Raw genomic sequence first — 19,206 nt, forward strand, 5'->3', positions numbered from 1 at the left:
GGCGCTGCCCGGCGGTGCCGGGCTGGGTGCCAAAGCTCAAACGATGCGATCGGAAACGAAATGAACGTCCCCGAAATCTTCGACACCCTCGCCTACGGCCCCGCCCCGGAGTCCGCCTCCGAGGCCCAGGCCTGGCTGGAAAAGCACAACCGCAAGTTCGGCCACTTCATCGACGGCGCCTTCACCAAGCCCGCCAAGGGGTTCGACACCCGCAACCCCGCCACCGGCACGCATCTCGCCACCCTCACCCAGGGCACCGCCAAGGACGTGGAGCAGGCCGTCAAATCCGCCCGCAAGGCCCACCCCAAGTGGGCCGCCCTCTCCGGCCACCAGCGCGCCAAGTACCTCTACGCCCTCGCCCGCCTGCTACAAAAGCACTCCCGCCTCTTCGCCGTCCTCGAGACCCTCGACAACGGTAAACCCATCCGCGAGTCGCGCGACATCGACATCCCCCTCGCCCAGCGCCACTTCTACTACCACGCAGGCCACGCCCAACTCGCCCCCACCGAGCTGCTCGACCGTGCCCCCCTCGGGGTCGCCGGCCAGATCATCCCGTGGAACTTTCCGCTGCTGATGCTCGCCTGGAAGGTCGCGCCCGCGCTGGCCATGGGCAACACCGTGGTGCTGAAACCCGCCGAATATACCTCGCTCACCGCCCTGCTCTTCGCCGAGATCAGCCAGGAGGCGGGGCTGCCGCCGGGGGTGCTCAACGTCGTCACCGGCGACGGCGCCACCGGCGAGGCCCTTGTGGCCTCCGATGTCGACAAGCTCGCCTTCACCGGCTCCACCGCCGTTGGCCGCCGCATCCGCGAGGCCACCGCGGGCCGGGGCATCCCGCTCACCCTCGAGCTGGGCGGCAAGAGCCCCTACATCGTCTTCGAGGATGCCGACATCGATAGCGCCGTCGAAGGCCTCGTCGATGCCATCTGGTTCAACCAGGGCCAGGTCTGCTGCGCCGGCTCCCGCCTGCTGGTACAGGAGGGCATCGCAGAGGCCTTCCACGCCAAGCTGAAGGCCCGGATGGACGGCCTCCGCATCGGCGACCCGCTCGACAAATGCATCGACGTGGGCGCCGTGGTCGACCCGGTCCAGCTGAAGACCATCACCGAGATGGTCGCCGCCAACACCGAGGGCGAGACCTACGTGGCGCAAACCGACTGCCCGCCCGAATCCAGCGGGGGCTGCTTCTACCCGCCCACCCTCATCACCGGCCTCGCCCCCTCCTCCACCCTGATGCAGGAAGAGATCTTCGGCCCCGTCCTCGTCAGCTGCACCTTCCGCACCCCCGACGAAGCCATCCAGCTGGCCAACAACACCCGCTACGGCCTTGCCGCCACCCTCTGGTCCGAAAACATCAACCTCGCCCTTCACGTCGCCCCGCAACTGGCCGCAGGCGTGGTCTGGGTCAATGGCACCAACATGTTCGACGCCGCCGCCGGCTTCGGCGGGGTCCGCGAGTCCGGCTTCGGCCGCGAGGGCGGATGGGAGGGGCTGCTGGCCTACTCCAGGCCCGCCAAGGCCCCCAGGAAAGCCGCCAGCCCGCAAGCCTTCCAGGGCGCCTCCAATGCGTCCCTTCGGGGCGACGGCGCCCCCGCCGACCCGCTCGACCGCACAGCCAAGCTCTACATCGGCGGCAAGCAGGCCCGGCCCGACTCGGGCTATTCCACCGCCATCCACGGCCCCAAGGGCGAGCTGCTCGGCCACGTCGGCACCGGCTCCCGCAAGGATATCCGCAACGCCGTCGAGGCCGCGGCCGGCGCGAAGGGCTGGGCAAAGTCCTCCGCCCACCTGCGCGCCCAGATCCTCTTCTACCTGGCCGAAAACCTCTCGGCCCGCGCGCCGGAGTTCGCCGCCCGCATCAAGGCCCTCACCGGCAAATCCGGCAGTGCCGAGGTCGAGGCCGCCATCTCCCGCCTCTTCGCCTATGCTGCCTGGTGCGACAAGCTCGACGGCGCCGCCAAGCCCGTCCCCCTGCGCGGCGTGGCGCTGGCCCTCAACGAGCCCTGCGGCGTGATCGGCGCGCTCTGCTCGCCCGCCCAGCCGCTCCTCGGCCTGGTCTCCGCCATCGGCCCCGCCGTGGCCATGGGCAACCGCATCGTCGCCTGCCCCTCCGAGCCCTTCCCGCTGGTGGCGACCGACTTCTACCAGCTGCTCGACACCTCCGATGTGCCCGCAGGCGTGGTCAACATCGTCACCGGCCCCCATGCCGACCTCGCCAGGACCCTCTCCGAGCACATGGAGGTCGATAGCGTCTGGAACTTCTCCTCTCCCGACCTCACGGCGCAGATCGAGAAGGCCGCCGCGGGCAACCTCAAGCGCAGCCTCGCCCTCTTCCCCGATTGGACCGACCCGGCCACCGAAGGCCGCGAGATGCTGGCCGCCGCCACCGAGATCAAGACGGTCTGGATTCCCTACGGCGTCTGACCCGCCTCCCGCCACCGTCATCCTCGGGCTCGGCCCGAGGATCACCCACCGCGCGCGCCATTAACCTCTCGCCGTCTTGCAAAAATGCCGTATGCATCGGTTGTGCATGGGTTGTGTATCGGTTGTGACTCCCTAAAATTCGGGGTTAACGCCAATTTCGTCACCCCATACCGACAAAAATGCAAAGCCCGCCGATGACAGACCCGACCGCCTTCGACAACGCCAGTTTCATCCCCGATGGCGCCTCCTACCCCGACCGATGGGCCGAGGCCGCGCGCGAGTTCCGCTCGGTCGAGGCCGCCCTGGGCCGTGCCCGTCTGAACGAGCCATATGGCGACCATCCTTCTGAAAAATATGACCTTTTCTTCCCAAATTCCGCCAGCCCGGAGGGCACGCTGATCTTCATCCACGGCGGCTTCTGGCGCGCCTTCTCGCGCACAGACTGGTCCCATCTCGCCGCCGGGGCCACCGCGCGTGGTTGGGCCGTGGCCATGCCCTCCTACCCGCTCTGCCCGGAGGTGAAGGTCTCCGACATCACCCGGAGCATCGCCCGCGCGGTCTCTGCCATCGCCCTGAAAACACGTGGTAAAATCGCTCTCACCGGCCACTCCGCCGGCGGTCACCTCGCGCTGCGGATGCTCGACCCCACGCTCGATCTCGGCACTGCCCGCGCCCGCCTGTCGCGCTGCCTGGCCATCTCACCGCTCACCCACCTCGCCCCCCTGCGCGACGTGCCGCTGAACGACACCCTGCAACTCACTGAATCAGAGGCCAAATCCGAGAGCCCGATCCACCAGCCCGCACCGTCCACACCCGTTCACGTTCTGGTCGGTGCCGCCGAGCGCCCCTCGTTCCTCGCCCAGGCCCACGCCCTGCCCTGGGGCGTGCCCGTCACCGAGGCCCCGGATCTCCATCATTTCAACGTGATAGACTTCCTCGCCGACCCCGATCACCCGTTCACCGCCTGGCTGGCAAACGAAGGGGCCGAGCCGCCAAACTGGCCCAACCCCTCCGCCTGACACCACGCCTTCACGGGATCAGATCACCACCACTCAACCCTCACCCGGCACGGTATCGATCTCGAACTGCAATATCATCGGTTCGGGCCCCTTCTTCTTGCCGCCAAGCGGCAGCGCGGCCCTTGTTTTCTGGCCAAATCCGGCCTCGTCCAGCAGCCCCTTGAAGCCGCCCATGGCGGTGCCCACGTCCCGAGTGCGCATCAGCGGATCCTGCTCCAGAAAGCTCAGATCCTCCACGTCGGTGCCCTCGGCTGCCGGCGACAGGATCACGACCAGCCGGTCTCGCCCGAAAGATTCATCCGAAATTAACGACAGGTCCTCATTGTAGATCCCGCCGGGCTGCATCCGCTGCCTGTCCATGAATGTAATCGAATAGTCGGCCCCGACATAGAGCACGTTGATATCGAGCGGCGCATCGGTGGTGTTCTCGACCCGCACGCCCACCGTGTCGCCGGGGATGAGCCGGGGCACGTTGCCGGTGTCCATCGGCGCCCGGCTGCCTTCGACGATCGCCCCGGCGTCGAGGTCGAATCGCGCGCGGTGCAGCTCCACGGGCACATCGAGCCCGTTGCCGGCGCTCGCCGCTCCGATACGCAGCACGTTCAGCGCCTTGCCAATATGGGCAAACTGCTCGGCCATCACCCCGGCCAGGGCCTCGGCGCCCTTGTCGGGCGTCGTGACCCGCGGCACCGCCTCGAAGTTTAGGGTCGGGCCAGAATCGCTCTCGAGCACCGGCAGCACGCCGGTTCCGTCCAGGATCCAGATCGCCTCCGGGTCCGGGCTCTCGGGGATCACGGCCAGCCGGATGTCGGCCTCTTCTCCGGCCGCCACGAAGGTGAAACGCCCGCCCAGGAGCTGCCGCTCGCCGATGAGCTGCGCGGCCATGGCCATCTTCTGCTGCACCGGGCCTTCACCCTCCGGCAGGGCCACCCGAAGCCTCAGGTCCACGCCCGCATCCACCTTGCGCAGGAAGGCCCCGCGCGGCACCTCTTCGAGCGTCTTGCCGTCCTCCAGCACCGCCGTCGCGCCAAAGGTGCTGGCGGTGTCGATCGTCACGTAACCGATTGCATCGTCTGTGGAATCCGCCGGCGAAGCCAGCAGGGCCAGCCGCTCGCCCTGGGCCAGCCCGTGCAGGGTGCCCGCCTTGAGCCGCAGCTTGGTCTCGCCCTTTTCGGCGGGCCACTGGCGCACATCGGCGGTCTCGCCCGAGCCAAACACCACCCCGTCCAGGTCGCCCTCGAAAAGCGGCGTCGAGCGGGCAAGGTTCTTGACCGCGTACTTGCGCAGCACCTCCTGGCCGAGCTGGCGATAGGTGATGCCGGGCCGCTCGGCGAGGGTCTCGAAGACGGTATAGGTGAACACCCCCTGAAGCCGGTCCTTGGTGGAGCGCGGCATCAGCTTTTCCGGCGTGGTTTCATTGGTTTGCGCGGCAAAGAAGGCCACGAAGGCGCCTTCGCCCTCGCGGCGCTCCTCCGGCTCCGTCACCGGCGCATGCGCCCGGTCACGCGGGTCTTCCAGCCCGCGCGAGGTGCCCTCGGCATCCACGATCGCCGCCTGCGGCACGCCCAGCGCGGAGGGGTCGAGCTTGCGCATCTTCTCCTCGTCCTCGCCCGTTGGCGCGGCCCGCGTCACCGTGCCCGAGTGGCAGCTGTCGAACACCGCCCAGACGTCAACGCCCCGCGCCCGCAGCATCCCGATCAGCTCGCCGATCTCGTCATCGACCAGCGCATTCTCGACCTCGCCCACGGTGTCGTTCCAGGGCCCGATATCCACCGGCAGAAACAGCTCGTCGAGCCCGTCGAGCTCGCTGTCGGGGTCCTTGGCCGGCGCCTGCGAGCCATGCCCGGAGAAGTGGAGGTAAACGAAGTCGCCCGGCTGCACCTTCGCCGCCAGCGCCTTGAAGGCATCGCGGATCGCCTGCAGCGTCGGCGCGGGCTTGCCCTCGATCCCGTCGGCCAGGACGATCACATCCTCCGCCTTGAAGGGAATACTCTCGTTCGACAGCAGGTAGCTCTGCACCAGGTCGATGTCGTTGGCGGGGCCCTCGAGCCAGAACTTCTCGTCGAGGGCAGGGTAGGTCGAGGCCCCCACGAGCAGCGCGTGATTTTCCCGCGCCAGTGCCGGAAGGGCCGCGAGCGAGGCCACGCCAGCCAGGAGAAATGCCTTGAGTTTCATGACCATGCCCTCAGTTCGTCATCAACGAGTAGCGGTTCGTGCCGGCGCCCTTGTTCTCGACCTTCACGGTGAAGGCCTCGCTCGTCGCCGGGCGCCAGCCGCAATAGGCCACGTCCGACTTGTCGGTATCCGAGCAGACCAGCCGGCCCTTGGCGTCGTAGACATAGAGGTTGAGATCGGAGTCACCGCCGCCCTCCACGTAGACCTCGGCATATTCACCGCCGTCATAGGGCAGCGGTGGGTAGGTGTCGGTCTTCCGGGCCGCTAGCCGCGAGATCGAATAGACCGGCCCGGTCGAAACGCCCTTGGTGCCCGCCGTGCGGATATCCTCGATCACCGAGAGCATCGCCTCGTCCTCGCCCGCCGCCTCCCGGGCCGCGTCGAGCATCGCTTCCCAGCTCAAGGGCGCCTCGCCGGCCAGCGCCTCGCCATCGCTGCCCGCGCGTTCCACCGCCTCGATGGATACGCCCTTTCGCAGCTGGGCCGCCGTGGCCATCAACAGCGGATCGCGGGCCTCGACCCCCGCCGCAAAGAGCGTGCGCGACATCTCCATCGCGCGGAGCGGCGGCATCTCGCCCGCCGCATGGGCAGGGGCGGCGCACGCCAGGGTAAGGGCAATCAAACTTGCACGCAGCATCATCGGGTCTCCAGCAAGAGCATCGGTTCGAGCTTCAGATTGCCCCGCCCCCCGCCCCCGATCAACCGTCCTGAGCCCGCATTCCCTTTCATGACTGGACTTGTCACGTGGCACAGACCGGAGCCGCTGCTAGCCATTGGGCCAAGACGTAAACACTTGAAGGACCACCCAAATGCGCTCCCTCTTTCTTCCCCTCTTCCTTATCGTCATGGTCGCCCTCCCCGTTTCCGTGCGGGCTGGAGAGCTGGACCGGGCAATGGATGCCACCCTCATCGTCAAATCCGCCGACGGGCACGAGCGGTTTCTCGGCTCCGCCTTTCTCTGGCGCGACGGCACCTGGGCCGTGACCAACGCCCATGTCATCGGCCGCGCCCGCGAGGTGGTGCTGGTGAGCACCACCGGCGAGCGCCGCCGCGTGAAGGTGCTGGCCCGCGATGACGTGCGCGACGTGGCCATCCTGGCGGTCGACGGGGCCTTCGGCCCCGGCCTCCAGCCCGCCGCGGCGCCCGCCGGGCTTGGCACCCAGGTCTACGCCCTCGGCGCGCCGCTGGGCATCGAGTTCACCCTCACCCGCGGCATCATCTCCGCCATGGCCCGGCAGGTCGAAGCCGCCGTGCCGATCCGCCTGGTGCAGCACGACGCCGCCGTCAATCCCGGCAGCTCCGGCGGCCCGCTGGTCGATGCCGAGGGCCGGCTGCTCGGAATGAACAGCCAGATCGCCGACGGCTCGCGGCATTATGTGGGCGTGGCCTACGCGATCTCCGCCGCCGATCTCGACCGCATCGTGCCCCAGCTTATCGCCGGAACCCTCAAGGAAATGCCCTCTCTCGGCCTCCAGGTCCGCCCGATCGACGATGCCCTGGCCGCAGCACTCGGCATCCCCGCGAGGGGCGTTCTGGTCGACTCGGTCGCCGAGGCCTCTCCCGCCGACCGTGCCGGTATTCGCGCCGGTGACGTGATTGTCTCGGTCGCGGGCCGCGAGGTTGCCAGGCCGGGCGACGTGGCCTTCGCCGTCGAGGCGGTGCTGGGCTCCGATGGCATCGCCGTGCAACTCTTGCGCGCCGGCGAGACCATTCTGGCCACCATGCCGCTCGACCGCGGTGAGCATATCGAGACGGCAGGCATCGACCGTGCCGCACTGCCCTCCGCCCGCCCGGCCTTCACCTTCTCCCGCCTGGGCGTGCGCCTCGCCGGCAACGAGGTCACCTACATCTCCGAAAACTCGCCCGCCTATCTCGCCGGCCTCAGCCAGGGCGACGAGGTGCTGGCCGTCAACGGCAAGCCGCTGACCGAGATCGAGGGTGGCCTCGCAGCCCTGCGGATCACCGAGCCGATGGTGCTGCTGGTGCGCCATGCCGAGGGCCGGACCGAGCATATCTATCTCGATCCGTGGGATAAAACCCCGCGCCTCCGGCCGGTTGGCGGCGGCAACGTGCTTGACCCCGCCGTGGTGGTGCTCTGAGATGCTGGTCATGGAAGACATCGCCCCCGACCACACCGAACTCACCGCAGCCCCCCGCATCCTCGTGGTGGAGGATGATCGGGCCACGGCAGATACCATCTCCGAGGCCGTCACCTCGCTGGGCTGCGACCCCGTGGTGATGCGCGACTGGGAGAGCGGGTTGCGTGCCGCCGAACTGGCAGACTTCGCCGTGATCGTGATGGACCGGATGCTGCCCGGCGGCGACGGGGTCGATGCCATCGCCAAGATGCGCGGGCGCGGCTCCAAGGCCCTGGTGCTCGTGGTCTCCGCCCTCGGCACCTCGGGCGCCAAGATCGAGGGCCTCGAGAAGGGCGCCGACGACTACCTTGCCAAGCCCTTCGACGGCGACGAGCTCAAGGCCCGCCTCCGCGCGCTTCTGCGCCGCAACCAGATGGTGGTGCTCGACAACGACCTGATGGCCTTCGGCGATGTCGAGATCAGGCTGAAGGCCCGCACGGTGCACATCGGCCAGAAGCACGTGGCCGTCAGCCCGAAGGAGTTTGAGCTCATCACCTTCTTCGCCCGCAACGCCGGGGAGACGGTGACCCGGATGCAACTGCTGGAGAATGTCTGGAACCTGCACTTCGATCCGCAAACCAACGTGGTCGACGTGCACGTCGGCCGCCTCCGCCGCAAGCTGGAGACCGCCGCAGGGCGCCCGATCATCCTGACCGCGCGGGGCGAGGGCTACGTCTTCTCGCCCGAGGCCTGAGCCGCCCATGCGCAAGCTCCGTGGCAAGGCCTCCCTGCGGCTCGCCCTCGGCCTCTCGGCGCTGCTGATCGTCTTTTCCCTCGGCGCCATGGCCCTGCAATACCGGGCCACCGCCGCCGAGCTGGAGCGGCGCGAGCGCAGCCTGCTGGCCGCCGACCTCGCCGGGCTCGCCGCGCTCTACGACCAGCGCCGGATCATCGCGCTGCGTCAGGCCATGGAGTTCCGCTCCGCCGCCGCGCCCGAAACCGGCATGCTCTATCTGTTGGAGGGCAAGGACGGCGAAAAACTCGCAGGCAACATCGACGCCATGCCCGAGGGCCTCACCCCGACGCCGGGTGAGATCGACGCCACCGATCCGGTCAACTTCACCCTCGCGGCCACGCCCTACCTCGGGGTAGCCCGCGAGTTGCGCGGCGGCTTCCCGATGCTCGTCGCCCGCTCCCGCGCGCCCACCGAGGCCGCGCTGGCCGCCACCCGCGCCCAGATCCTTGCCACCGCGCTGGTGCTGGTGGCGCTCTCCCTCGTCGCCGGCTGGCTCGTCTCTCGCTTCATCATGCGCCGGATCGACCGGCTCAATCGCCTGGCCGACCAGGTCGCGGCGGGAGACCTCTCCGCCCGCCTGCCCGGCCCCCGCGCAGATGACGAGTTCGGCGCGCTGGAGCGGCATATCCACACCATGCTCGACCGCATCGGCCACCTCACCCGCGCCCACGGACGGCTGTCGGATACCATCGCCCACGAGCTTCGCACCCCGCTCAACCGGATCCAGGGCAAGCTCGACAAGCTCGAGGGCGACCCCGAGGCCATCGCCGCCGTGTCGTCCGAGATTCGCGGCACCGTCCGCATCTTCGACAGCCTTCTCGAGATCTCCTCTGCCGAGGCCGCCAGCGGTGGCGGCACGGGGCTGGTGCCCGTCTCTCTCAGCCAGATCACCCGCGAGGTCACCGAGCTCTACGAACCCCTGGCCGAGGAAAAGGCGCTCGACTACGGCGCCGTGCTGCAGGAGGGCTGCAAGCTGCTGGGAGACCGCAACCTGATCGCGCAGCTCATCTCCAACCTCGTCGACAACGCCATCAAGTTCTGCCGTGCGGGCGATGCCATAACGATTTCTTTAGAGGAGGGCCCCGAGCGCCACCTCCTGTGCATCTCCGACACCGGCCCGGGCGTCCCCGCCGAGGCTCGCGAGGCGGTGTTCGAGCGCTTCGCCCGCGCCGAGCGCGACCGCGAGGTGGCCGGCCACGGGCTTGGCCTCGCGCTCGTCCGCGCCATCGCCACCCGGCATGGTGCCAAGCTCCGGGTGCTCGATGTCGAAAAGGGTTTCTCCATCGAGATCGCCTGGCCTAAGCTGCCTCCCGACATGGGCTAGACCGACTCGGCTCCGGGGGAGAGTAGCGTGCAAAAACAGGCAGTTGTGAAATGACGCTTCGCTCGGTGCTGGGCGGCGCGGCCCTCGTTCTTCTGGCCGGATGCTCGGCGGTCAACAAGCCGCTCAACCAGCCTCTCGGTGGGGCAGGCAACCCCTCCCTGACCGATGAAGCCGCGATCCCCGGCGACGGCACCACCTTCGTCGGGCTCGCCTTTTCCGGCGGCGGCACCCGCGCCTCGGCCTTCAGCTACGGCATGCTCGAGGCACTGCGCGATGCCACCGCCACGCCCGACGACCCAGACGGTATCCTCTCCGAGGTCCGCCTTGTCACCGGCGTCTCCGGCGGATCCGTCACCGCCGCCTGGTATGGTTACGCCGGCCCGCAGGGCATGCCGAAATTCCGCGCCTATCTCGACAAGAACGGCGAGAAATACATGGCCAACTCGCCCCTCAACCCTTTCACCATCGTGCGCGGGCTCTCCGGTGGCGCCAACGGCCGCCAGACCTTCGGGCGCTTTCTCGATGAAGAGCTGTTCAGGGGCGCCACCTTCGGCGACTTGCGCCGCAAGAGCCGGGTCAAGACTTGGATCAACGCCAGCGACGTGGCCAATAACGTCACCTTCCTGTTCTCGCCCGAAACCTTTGACGCGCTCTGTTCCGACCTGATGAAGCTGCCGCTCTCCGAGGCCGTCGCAGCCTCGGCAGCCTTCCCGCTGGTCTTTTCGCCCATCGTGCTGGAGGCGCATCAGGAGAGCTGCCAGTATGAAGAGCCCGACTGGCTGACCGCCGCACGCTACAACCCCGAGGCCTCCGAGGCGATGAAGGCCCATGCCCGCGCGCTGGAGAGCTACACCGACCCGGAGGAAGCCCGCTTCGTAAAGCTGCTCGACGGCGGCATCACCGACAACTTCGGCACCACCGGCCTCAACGTCGAGCGAGCGCGGGCGCAAAACGCCTACGCCCCGCTGACCGTCGAAGAGGCGGTGAAACTTGAGCGCATGCTCTTTCTCGTCGCCAACGCAGGCGTCCGCACCGATTATGGCTGGACCCAGAAGCTCCCCGGCCCCGGCGGCGTGCAGCTGGCCATGTCGATCGCCACCAGTTCCATGTCGGCCGCCACCCGCGCCGGCTACGACGCCATGCGCCTCACGCTGGACCGCTGGCAGGAGGCACTTGTGGAGTTTCGCTGCGACCTGCCCGCCTCGGAGGTGCGGCGCATCCGGGGCACCACCGCCGGCTGGGATTGCAAGGACGTCAAGCTCTTCGTCGGACAGGTCAGCTTCGACGGCCTGCCCGACGACATGCAGAAGCAGCTCGACAGCATCCCCACGCGGCTAAAGCTGAAGCCCGAACAGGTGGCACTGACGATTGAGGCAGCCCGGCAATCGACGCGACAAAACCCTGAATTCAATGGGTTTCTTCGCGCCAAGGAGGGGTTCGACGGGCCGCCTGCCGGCGCCACGCCCATCGCCCCGAGGCGGATCTCTCCGATCTCCAACTGAGCCGTCAGCCCAGGCGCGCCAGGATCTCCGCCGCCGCTTCCGCAGGGCTGACCTCGCCCCCGGCAACGGCTTCGCCCAGCGCCCTCATCCGCGCGGCGAGCGGCTTGTCTTCGGTCAGCCGCCTGAGCAGCCCGTGCCGCACCTCTTCTTCAAACCAGTGCCGGGCCTGCTCTGCCCGTGTCCGCTCCCAGGTCCCGGTCTTCCGCCGCCACTCCGCCAGCGCCTCGATCTCGGCCCAGGCTTTCTTCAGCCCTTCCGCCTCCACCGCCGAGACCATCAGCGCCTTCGGAAATCCCTCCGGATCCTGAGAGCGCTTGCGCAGCAGCCGCAGCGCCCCGGCGTAGTCTGCGCAGGTGCGGCGGGCCACGTCCTTAAGGGGGCCATCCGCCTTGTTGATCAACAAGATATCGGCGATCTCCATGATCCCGCGCTTGACCCCCTGCAACTCGTCACCGCCCGCAGGCGCGAGCAGCAGCAGGAAGAGATCGACCATGCCGGCCACCATCGTCTCCGACTGGCCGACCCCCACGGTCTCCACCAGCACCAGGTCGAACCCCGCCGCCTCGCAAAGCGCAACGGCCTCCCGCGAGCGACGGGCCACGCCACCAAGCTGGGTCTGCGACGGGGAGGGCCGGATGAAGGCCATCGGGTGACGCGAGAGCTGCTCCATCCGCGTCTTGTCGCCCAGGATCGAGCCGCCGGAACGGGCCGAGGACGGGTCCACGGCGAGCACGGCCACCTTCAACCCACGCTCGACAAGGAACAGCCCGAAGGTCTCTATGAAGGTGCTCTTGCCCACGCCCGGTGTGCCCGAAAGCCCGATCCGCAGGGCTTGCCGCCCGGCCTTGCCGACCTCTCCCATCAGCGCGGTGGCAGCCTCACGGTGGTCGGCCCGTGCGCTCTCGACCAGCGTGATCGCCCGCGCCAGCGCCCGCCGCTCACCCGCCATCACCCGCTCTGCCAGATCGCCCGTGTCCAAGCCGCTGCCCTCTCGTTTTGCAATGGTTTGCCCCGTCGCGGCGGGCTATGTCCAGCCCATGCGCCGAGTTGACGACCCATTCACGCTTGCCCTCCCCATCACGGAGGTGCTGCCCGAACTGGTCGCGGCGCTCCAGAGAGACGGGATGGCCGTGCTCCAGGCCCCGCCCGGCGCAGGCAAGACGACGATGGTGCCAGTCGCACTCTGGGAGGCCGGAATGGCCGAGGCGGGCCGTATCCTGATGCTCGAACCCCGCCGCCTTGCCGCGCGGGGGGCCGCCGAACAACTGGCACGGAACCTGTCAACCCAGCTGGGCGAGGGCGTGGGCTACCGGATGCGCGGCGAGGCCAAGGTGAGCCGCGCCACCCGGATCGAGGTGGTGACGGAGGGCATCCTGACCCGCATGATCCAGTCCGACCCCGAGCTCGCCGGTGTGTCCACGGTGATCTTCGACGAGTTCCACGAGCGCTCGCTTCAGGCCGATCTCGGCCTTGCGCTGGTGCTCGAAGCCCGCGAAGCCCTGCGGCCCGACCTGAAGCTGCTGGTCATGTCCGCCACCCTCGATGCCGCACCGGTGGCCGACCTGATGGGCGAGGCGCCCGTCATCACATCCGAGGGCCGGAGCTTTCCGGTCGAGGAACATTGGGCCGATGCACCCCTGCCCGCCGGCACCCGCATCGAGGGGCCGCTTTCCGACCTCGTGCTGCGCGCACTGGCCGAGACGGACGGTGACATGCTGGTTTTCCTCCCCGGCGAAGGCGAGATCCGCCGCACCGTCGCGGCCCTCGAGCCGCGGCTGCCCAAGGGCGCGTATACCGCGCCGCTCTATGGGGCGATGCCCTTTTCCGAGCAGCGCAAGGCCATCGAACTCTCGCTCGGCAGCCCGGATCACCGGCGCAAGATCGTGCTCGCCACGTCGATCGCCGAGACCTCGCTCACCATTCCCGGTATCCGCACGGTGGTCGACGCGGGCCGAGCCCGTCGTGCCCGGTTCGACCCGGGCACCGGCATGTCGCGGCTGCTGACCGAGCCGGTGAGCCGCGCCGAGGCAACCCAGCGGGCCGGTCGCGCCGGGCGCGTGGAGGCAGGGCGCGTCTACCGGCTCTGGACAAAGGGTGGCCACGGCGCCCTGCCCGCCTTCCCCCCCGCCGAGATCGAAGCCGCCGACCTGACCGGGCTTGCGCTGGAACTGGCGCTCTGGGGCGGCGGCGAGGGCCTTCGGTTTCTCACCCCCCCGCCAGAAGGGGCCATGACCACCGCCCGCGACTTGCTCGCGGGTCTCGGCGCACTCGACCGGGAGGGGCGGATCACGGAGCATGGCAAGACCCTCGCGGCCCTGCCCGTTCACCCCCGCCTGGGCCATATGCTCGCCCTCGCAGGCCCCTCCGCCGCCCCGCTCGCCGCGCTGCTGGAAGAGCGCGACCCGCTCCGCAACGCGGGTACGGACCTCGCCAGGCGGCTGAAACTCCTTCAGAATCCGGGCCTGGCCCCGGAGGCGGCGCGCGGTGCGCTCAAACGGATCGCGGCGGAAACCAGGCGCCTCTCCCGCCTCGCCGGCCCGACCTCAGACCTGACCGCCGCCCAGGCCCTGGCCCTGGCCTACCCGGACCGCATCGGATTGCGCCGCCCCGGAGATGCGCCGCGCTTCCTGCTCTCGGGCGGGCGCGGGGCGCAGATGGCGGCGGAGGATGACCTTGCCGGTCAGCGCCTCATCGTCGTGGCCGATATCGAGGGCGAGGGCCGCGACGCCCGGATCCGTCTGGCACTGCCGATCAGCGAAAGCGAGCTGCGCGCCACACCCGGTGTGGCCCCCGCCTGGCACGATCTGGCCGAATGGTCGAAACGCGAGCGTCGGGTCGTGGCGCGGCAGCAGGAGCGGCTCGGCGCGCTGGTGCTTGACGATCGCAACTGGAAGGACGCGCCTGAAGAGGCCCTCTCGGCCGCCGCGCTCGACGGCATCCGCGACCTCGGCCTGCCGCTCACCGACCGCGCCCGCCGCCTGCTCGCCCGGGTGGCCCTGATGCCCGACCTGCCCGATTGCTCCGAAAGCGCCCTGCTCGCCGAGGCCGAAGACTGGCTGTTGCCCTATCTCGGCAAGATCCGTACCGCCGCCGACATCGCCGCGCTCGACATCACCGACGCCCTGAAGGCCCGGATCGGCTGGGAGGGGATGCAAGCGCTTGACCGCGCCACGCCGCCCAGCTTTACCACGCCGCTCGGCCGCACCATCCCGATCGACTATTCCGGCGAGGCCCCCGAGATATCTCTGCGCCTGCAGGAAATGTTCGGCCAGACGAACCACCCCACCGTGGCCGGCAAGCCGCTCCGCGTGACCCTGCTTTCGCCCGGCGGCCGCCCGGTTCAGACCACGATGGACATACCGGGCTTCTGGGCGTCGTCCTACGCCGACGTGCGCAAGGACATGCGCGGCCGCTACCCCAAGCACCCCTGGCCCGAAGACCCGACCGTCGCTGACCCGACCCTGCGCGCCAAGCCACGCAAATGATTGCGCCGCCGCCCGGCCCGCCGTAAACCGCCGCAATGCCCCGCTTTGCACTGAAAATCGAATACAACGGCGCACCCTTCGCGGGGTGGCAGCGGCAGGCCGACCTGCCCTCGGTGCAGGGGGCGGTGGAGGCGGCGTTGGCGCGGCTGGAGCCGGGCCAGCACAGCATCGCGGCGGCAGGGCGCACCGACACCGGCGTGCATGCGCTTGGGCAGGTCGCGCATTGCGACCTGGCCAGGCACTGGGACCCGTTTCGCCTTTCGGAGGCGCTGAACTATCACCTGAAGCCCGATCCGGTCGCCGTGGTGGCCTGCGCCGCGGTGCCGGACGACTGGCACGCCCGCTTCTCGGCGTTGGCTCGGCATTACCTGTTTCGCGTCGTGGTGCGGCGTGCGCCGCTCACCCATGATGACGGGCTGGCCTGGCGGGTGATGCAGCCGCTTTCGCTCTCTGCCATGCAAGAGGGCGCGGCCCAGCTGATCGGGCAACATGACTTCACAACCTTCCGCGCCTCGGGCTGTCAGGCCAAATCGCCGGTCAAGACGCTGGACCGGCTGGAGATCGAGGAGCTGGATTACCCCGGCGGCCGAGAATTTCGCTTTCACCTCTCGGCCCGCAGTTTCCTGCACAACCAGGTCCGCAGCTTCGTGGGCACGCTGGAGCGGGTTGGCGCGGGGGCCTGGGCGCCGGAGGACGTCGGGACGGCGCTGGCGGCGCGGGACCGGGCGGCCTGCGGGCCGGTCTGCCCGCCGCATGGGCTTTACTTGAGAGCGGTGGATTACCCCTCCGACCCTTTCGCTTAGGCCTCTGCCCTCACATCTGAGCGGGCCTCAGGCGCGCGGTATCATAGCCAGCCCAATCGAGGATTTCGGTCGCCGCCTTCATCCGGTCGGGTCCGATCCGGCCGCGGTCGAGCACGGCACCGAAGCGGCCCGAAGGCGTGCCGATGACAAGCGTGCGATAGTCGGCATCGACCCAGAGCACCCACCACGGCTCGGAGAGGTCGCCCGGAAGCCCCTGCACCGCAAGGCGCCCCGGCCCCGAGGGCACGAGCCGTGCAGTTCCGGCCACGCTTTGCAGTGCCAGACCCTCCGCGTTGGTGGTGAACCGCGCCTGGCAGATCAGGCACGGGCCCGCCTGACGAAAAGAGGCCACCTCGCGCCATTCACCTGCGATCCGGGCGGGATCGAAGAGGGCAATGGAACTGATCGGCGCGGTCGGATTGCGATACGTGTCCGGCGTGGGCGTCTTGGCGCAGCCGGCCAGCAGCAGGGCCACGAGGATCACTCGGTGCATATGTTCACCACCCGGCCGCTCTCGAGCGCGTCGTAACAGCCGAAGAGCGGGCTGGCCGGGGCGCAGGTGCGGGACTTGGCGAAGCAGAGGCCCTCGCAGTCGGAGCTGTCATCGCAGCGCTTGTTGGCGTCGCGCGTGGGCTTCACGCAGACGAAGGTGCCGCCCTCGCCGCGCCGCACGAAACGGCCTTTCTGCTTGGTGCATTGCGCGGCCTGGCCGGTGAGGGCCGGTGGCACGGGAGGCGGTTCGGGGGCCTGATAGATCTGGTCGGGCAGGGTTGGCGCGGGTGTCTCATCTGCTTTCGCCGGTTCCGCCTCGGCGGCCTGGGGCAGAAGATCGTCCTGCGCGTCGGGCGTCATCGCCGCCGCGGGGGGCTCCAGCGCAGCCTGTGTCGGAGCCTTGCCAGCGGGTGTTGCGCCGGTCGAAGCCGCAGCCTCGCTGCCGGGGCGAGCCTTGGGCCTCGGGTCTCCGGGGCCGGCCTCGGCTGCGGCCACGGTCTCGCCGCTCCCGGGCCTGGCCTTGTTTCCCGGCATGACGCAGGAAGCCAGCGCAAGGCAAAGCACCAGCCCCGAGGTCAAGATCCAAGCCCTTCGCACTGCCGTCAGCCTCCTCGCAGGTCGCGGCGAGCCTGCCAGATATGCGCCAAATGTCCAGCCGGATACGCTAGATATTGCGGGCTGACGGCAATGTGATGCTCAGAACGGCAGGGGATGGGCGCGGTGGATTTCGGCGATGCCCTTGCGCAGCTCGTCGGTCAGGGCAAAGTCCATCCCTGCGATGATATGCGCCAGCTGCGACAAGGTCGTCGCCCCGAAGATCACCGACCCCATGAAGGGCCGTTCGGCGGCCCAGGCCAACGCCATGTGGACCGGATCGACCCCGTGCCGCGCGGCCAGCCCCACATAGGCCTCGGTCGCCGCTTCGGCACGTGGAGTGATGCGGCCGCCAAGGTCGCCGTTGATCGCGGCGCGGCTGCCCTCCGGACGCGCACCGCCGACATATTTGCCGGTCAGAAGGCCTGCAGCGAGCGGCGAGTAGGCCAGGAGCGAAACCTCCTCCTGATGCGACATCTCGGCCATGTCGGTATCGTACATCCGGCAGAGCAGGCTGTATTCGTTCTGCACCGTCTCCATCCGGGGGCCGCCGGTTTCGGAGGCGAGCTGGTTCCAGCGGATCATGCCCCAGGCGCTCTCGTTGGAGGTGCCGAAGTGGCGGACCTTGCCGGCGGCCCGGATGCGGCCCATCTCCGCCATCACCTCTTCCATGTTGGCCCGCGTCGCGGCGCGATCCTGCTTTTCGGGCGCAAACCCCCAGTGCTGGCGGAAGTGGTAGGAGCCGCGCTGCGGCCAGTGAAGTTGAAAGAGATCAATGACATCGGTCTGCAGGCGGCGCAGTGAGTTGTCGACCGCTTCGCGCAGGGTTTCGGCGGTGATGCCCCTGCCGTCGCGCACCAGCTGGCTCGGGCCGACGATCTTGGTGGCGATCACCACGTCGCCCCGGCGGCCCGACCGGGCGACCCAGTTGCCGATGATCTCCTCGGTGCGACCGACCGTTTCGGCGCGCACCGGGTTGACCGGATACATCTCGGCGGTGTCGAGAAAGCAGAGCCCCGCGTCGAGCGCGGCGTCGATCTGGGCGTGGCCCTCGGCTTCCGGGGTCTGGTTGCCGAAGGTCATGGTGCCAAGGCACCAGATCGGCACCTTGAGGTCGCTCTTGCCGAGCGTCTGGATCTTCATAGGAAAACTGTCCCTGTTCGCTTTTCGTCAGACGACAGCCTAGTGCCCCGGACCCGGGGGGCAAGGCGATAGGGCACCGCTCAGGAGTTGCGTTTGGCGGGCTCTCCCCCACCCTCGATGCGAGACGCACGGCTGCCCGTGGGGGGGATGATGTAAGCGGCCCAGATGACCAGAAGCCCCAGGAGCGTGCCAAGGCTGTAGGCGAGCACGATCACCAGCCAGTGTGGCTCGAACACCTGGGCGACGAGACCGGCCGTTCCGAAGCCGAAGACCAGAATGATCGCCAACGATAGGAATTTCATCTTTGCACTCCGCCCGAAGGTGTACCCACCTTGGCCTCGCCCGATTAAGATATCGTCATCATCGGCCCGCCTTCGGCCGCACTGATCGGCGATTGCTCGCCAACCTGCGCGGGATGCTACGCCGTTAACGTTTATTAACCAAGTCAACTCGTAGCCGCAGCGCAGCATTTCCTGCCTGCGCACCGGCCCCGACGATCTGCAGCCACCGGCGCCGGGGACTGTGGTCATGGCGCCAAAAAGCCGCTAGGCTCATTGAAGATATCAAGCGAAAACGAGCCCTTGCCCTCTGATCTGATCATCTTCACCGACCTCGATGGCACCCTCCTGGACCATCATTCCTATAGCTACGCTGCGGCGCAGAGCGCTCTATCAAGGGTTGTCAAAGAAAGTTTTCCGCTGGTGCTGTCCAGCAGCAAGACCGCCGCAGAAATGGCCGCACTGGCCCGTGAACTGCCCGCCAGCCCCGCCGCGCTGATCGTGGAGAATGGTGCGGGCGTGGTGTGGAGCGGGGAGGATACGGCCACCGGCGGGCGCCATGGGGCGCTGATGGAGGCCCTGGCTCGGGTGACACCGGAACTTCGGGCGCTCTTCGAGGGCTTTGCCGACCTCGGGCCGGAGGGGGTGGCACGGCTGACGGGCCTGCCGCCCGCCGAAGCGGCGCTGGCATCGCGGCGCGACTGGTCCGAGCCCGGCATCTGGCGGGGCAGCGAAGAGGCCCGTGCCGCCTTTCTGGCCGAGCTTGCCGCGCAGGGTGTGACCGCGCGGCAGGGCGGCCGGTTTCTGACCCTCTCCTTCGGCGCAGACAAGGCCGACCGGATGAAGGAGGTGGCAGACCGCATCGCGCCCACAGCCCATGTTCTGGCACTCGGGGACGCGCCCAATGACATCGGGATGCTGGAGGCTGCGGACACCGGCATCATCATCGCCAACCCGCACGGCGCCGGAATCCCGCCGCTGCCCGGAGAAGAGACCGGGCGGATCCGCAGGGCGGGCGAAGGCCCTGCGGGATGGAACGCGGCGGTGCTGGCCTTCATTGACGAACTGACATCTGCCAACAGGCAGGCCTGAC

General features: G+C 68.8%; 16 protein-coding genes. 9 read left to right on the forward strand and 7 right to left on the reverse strand.

The features are described from left to right. Positions 1 to 60 precede the first annotated feature (60 nt). Positions 61 to 2,424 carry an aldehyde dehydrogenase family protein gene (locus BUR94_RS11905; RefSeq protein WP_074256440.1) on the forward strand — a complete coding sequence of 788 codons (2,364 nt, stop codon included), beginning with the start codon at positions 61 to 63 and terminating at the stop codon, positions 2,422 to 2,424. A gap of 194 nt (positions 2,425 to 2,618) precedes the next feature. Next, complete coding sequence (locus BUR94_RS11910; RefSeq protein WP_074256441.1) at positions 2,619 to 3,443, forward strand: alpha/beta hydrolase; 825 nt, start codon at positions 2,619 to 2,621, stop codon at positions 3,441 to 3,443. 33 nt (positions 3,444 to 3,476) lie between these two features. Here BUR94_RS11910 and BUR94_RS11915 read toward each other — a convergent pair whose 3' ends face one another. Continuing rightward, entirely contained in the window at positions 3,477 to 5,618 is a 2,142-nt protein-coding gene (locus BUR94_RS11915) for a caspase family protein (protein WP_074256442.1), read from the reverse strand. 10 nt (positions 5,619 to 5,628) lie between these two features. Continuing rightward, on the reverse strand, positions 5,629 to 6,258 hold the full coding sequence (locus tag BUR94_RS11920) for a hypothetical protein (protein WP_074256443.1): 630 nt from the start codon (positions 6,256 to 6,258) through the stop codon (positions 5,629 to 5,631). 169 nt (positions 6,259 to 6,427) lie between these two features. On the opposite strand from BUR94_RS11920, the gene BUR94_RS11925 reads away from it, so the two are divergent. From BUR94_RS11925 to BUR94_RS11940, 4 genes are read left to right on the forward strand one after another with little or no spacing between them, the layout of a single operon-like run. After that, the gene (locus tag BUR94_RS11925) at positions 6,428 to 7,717 is read left to right on the forward strand and encodes a S1C family serine protease (protein ID WP_084193014.1); all 1,290 of its coding nucleotides are present in this window, start codon (positions 6,428 to 6,430) and stop codon (positions 7,715 to 7,717) included. Between the two features lie 10 nt (positions 7,718 to 7,727). Beyond that, positions 7,728 to 8,450 (forward strand): response regulator transcription factor, encoded by a 723-nt coding sequence (locus tag BUR94_RS11930; RefSeq protein WP_074257704.1) that lies wholly within the window; start codon positions 7,728 to 7,730, stop codon positions 8,448 to 8,450. A gap of 7 nt (positions 8,451 to 8,457) precedes the next feature. After that, positions 8,458 to 9,816, forward strand: coding sequence for a sensor histidine kinase (locus BUR94_RS11935; protein WP_074256445.1), 1,359 nt, complete (start codon positions 8,458 to 8,460; stop codon positions 9,814 to 9,816). Positions 9,817 to 9,866: 50 nt separating this feature from the next. Then, positions 9,867 to 11,318: a patatin-like phospholipase family protein gene (locus tag BUR94_RS11940; protein ID WP_074256446.1), complete on the forward strand. Its 1,452-nt coding sequence runs from the start codon at positions 9,867 to 9,869 to the stop codon at positions 11,316 to 11,318. Between the two features lie 4 nt (positions 11,319 to 11,322). Here BUR94_RS11940 and meaB read toward each other — a convergent pair whose 3' ends face one another. Then, complete coding sequence (gene meaB / locus BUR94_RS11945; RefSeq protein ID WP_074256447.1) at positions 11,323 to 12,297, reverse strand: methylmalonyl Co-A mutase-associated GTPase MeaB; 975 nt, start codon at positions 12,295 to 12,297, stop codon at positions 11,323 to 11,325. A gap of 58 nt (positions 12,298 to 12,355) precedes the next feature. On the opposite strand from meaB, the gene hrpB reads away from it, so the two are divergent. Both hrpB and truA read left to right on the forward strand, forming a co-directional pair. Then, positions 12,356 to 14,803 carry an ATP-dependent helicase HrpB gene (gene hrpB / locus BUR94_RS11950; protein ID WP_074256448.1) on the forward strand — a complete coding sequence of 816 codons (2,448 nt, stop codon included), beginning with the start codon at positions 12,356 to 12,358 and terminating at the stop codon, positions 14,801 to 14,803. Between the two features lie 35 nt (positions 14,804 to 14,838). After that, entirely contained in the window at positions 14,839 to 15,606 is a 768-nt protein-coding gene (gene truA / locus BUR94_RS11955; protein WP_074256449.1) for a tRNA pseudouridine(38-40) synthase TruA, read from the forward strand. Between the two features lie 10 nt (positions 15,607 to 15,616). Here the strand turns inward: truA and BUR94_RS11960 are convergent, their stop codons facing one another. The 4 genes from BUR94_RS11960 to BUR94_RS11975 all read right to left on the reverse strand — a co-directional run bounded on the left by BUR94_RS11960 (position 15,617) and on the right by BUR94_RS11975 (position 18,137). After that, the gene (locus BUR94_RS11960; RefSeq protein ID WP_074256450.1) at positions 15,617 to 16,099 is read right to left on the reverse strand and encodes a lipocalin family protein; all 483 of its coding nucleotides are present in this window, start codon (positions 16,097 to 16,099) and stop codon (positions 15,617 to 15,619) included. Beyond that, positions 16,087 to 16,632, reverse strand: coding sequence for a hypothetical protein (locus BUR94_RS11965; RefSeq protein WP_139301272.1), 546 nt, complete (start codon positions 16,630 to 16,632; stop codon positions 16,087 to 16,089). Before BUR94_RS11965 ends, BUR94_RS11960 begins: the two co-directional genes overlap by 13 nt. 162 nt (positions 16,633 to 16,794) lie before the next feature. Next, the gene (locus BUR94_RS11970) at positions 16,795 to 17,835 is read right to left on the reverse strand and encodes an aldo/keto reductase (RefSeq protein WP_074256452.1); all 1,041 of its coding nucleotides are present in this window, start codon (positions 17,833 to 17,835) and stop codon (positions 16,795 to 16,797) included. Between the two features lie 80 nt (positions 17,836 to 17,915). Beyond that, positions 17,916 to 18,137 (reverse strand): hypothetical protein, encoded by a 222-nt coding sequence (locus tag BUR94_RS11975; RefSeq protein WP_139301273.1) that lies wholly within the window; start codon positions 18,135 to 18,137, stop codon positions 17,916 to 17,918. Between the two features lie 279 nt (positions 18,138 to 18,416). On the opposite strand from BUR94_RS11975, the gene BUR94_RS11980 reads away from it, so the two are divergent. Further along, complete coding sequence (locus BUR94_RS11980) at positions 18,417 to 19,205, forward strand: HAD-IIB family hydrolase (protein WP_074256454.1); 789 nt, start codon at positions 18,417 to 18,419, stop codon at positions 19,203 to 19,205. Position 19,206 lies beyond the last annotated feature (1 nt).

The sequence above is a fragment of the Vannielia litorea genome, assembly GCF_900142295.1.
In the GTDB taxonomy this organism is placed as follows: Bacteria; Pseudomonadota; Alphaproteobacteria; order Rhodobacterales; family Rhodobacteraceae; genus Vannielia; species Vannielia litorea.

Coding starts and splice junctions, on each gene's coding strand:
- BUR94_RS11970 (WP_074256452.1), bottom strand. CDS start 17,835: ATGAAGATCCAGACGCTCGGCAAGAGCGACCTCAAGGTGCCGATCTGG.
- BUR94_RS11965 (WP_139301272.1), bottom strand. CDS start 16,632: ATGCCGGGAAACAAGGCCAGGCCCGGGAGCGGCGAGACCGTGGCCGCA.
- BUR94_RS11975 (WP_139301273.1), bottom strand. CDS start 18,137: ATGAAATTCCTATCGTTGGCGATCATTCTGGTCTTCGGCTTCGGAACG.
- BUR94_RS11920 (WP_074256443.1), bottom strand. CDS start 6,258: ATGATGCTGCGTGCAAGTTTGATTGCCCTTACCCTGGCGTGCGCCGCC.
- BUR94_RS11940 (WP_074256446.1), top strand. CDS start 9,867: ATGACGCTTCGCTCGGTGCTGGGCGGCGCGGCCCTCGTTCTTCTGGCC.
- BUR94_RS11960 (WP_074256450.1), bottom strand. CDS start 16,099: ATGCACCGAGTGATCCTCGTGGCCCTGCTGCTGGCCGGCTGCGCCAAG.
- truA (WP_074256449.1), top strand. CDS start 14,839: ATGCCCCGCTTTGCACTGAAAATCGAATACAACGGCGCACCCTTCGCG.
- BUR94_RS11925 (WP_084193014.1), top strand. CDS start 6,428: ATGCGCTCCCTCTTTCTTCCCCTCTTCCTTATCGTCATGGTCGCCCTC.
- BUR94_RS11930 (WP_074257704.1), top strand. CDS start 7,728: ATGGAAGACATCGCCCCCGACCACACCGAACTCACCGCAGCCCCCCGC.
- BUR94_RS11935 (WP_074256445.1), top strand. CDS start 8,458: ATGCGCAAGCTCCGTGGCAAGGCCTCCCTGCGGCTCGCCCTCGGCCTC.
- BUR94_RS11905 (WP_074256440.1), top strand. CDS start 61: ATGAACGTCCCCGAAATCTTCGACACCCTCGCCTACGGCCCCGCCCCG.
- hrpB (WP_074256448.1), top strand. CDS start 12,356: ATGCGCCGAGTTGACGACCCATTCACGCTTGCCCTCCCCATCACGGAG.
- BUR94_RS11915 (WP_074256442.1), bottom strand. CDS start 5,618: ATGAAACTCAAGGCATTTCTCCTGGCTGGCGTGGCCTCGCTCGCGGCC.
- BUR94_RS11910 (WP_074256441.1), top strand. CDS start 2,619: ATGACAGACCCGACCGCCTTCGACAACGCCAGTTTCATCCCCGATGGC.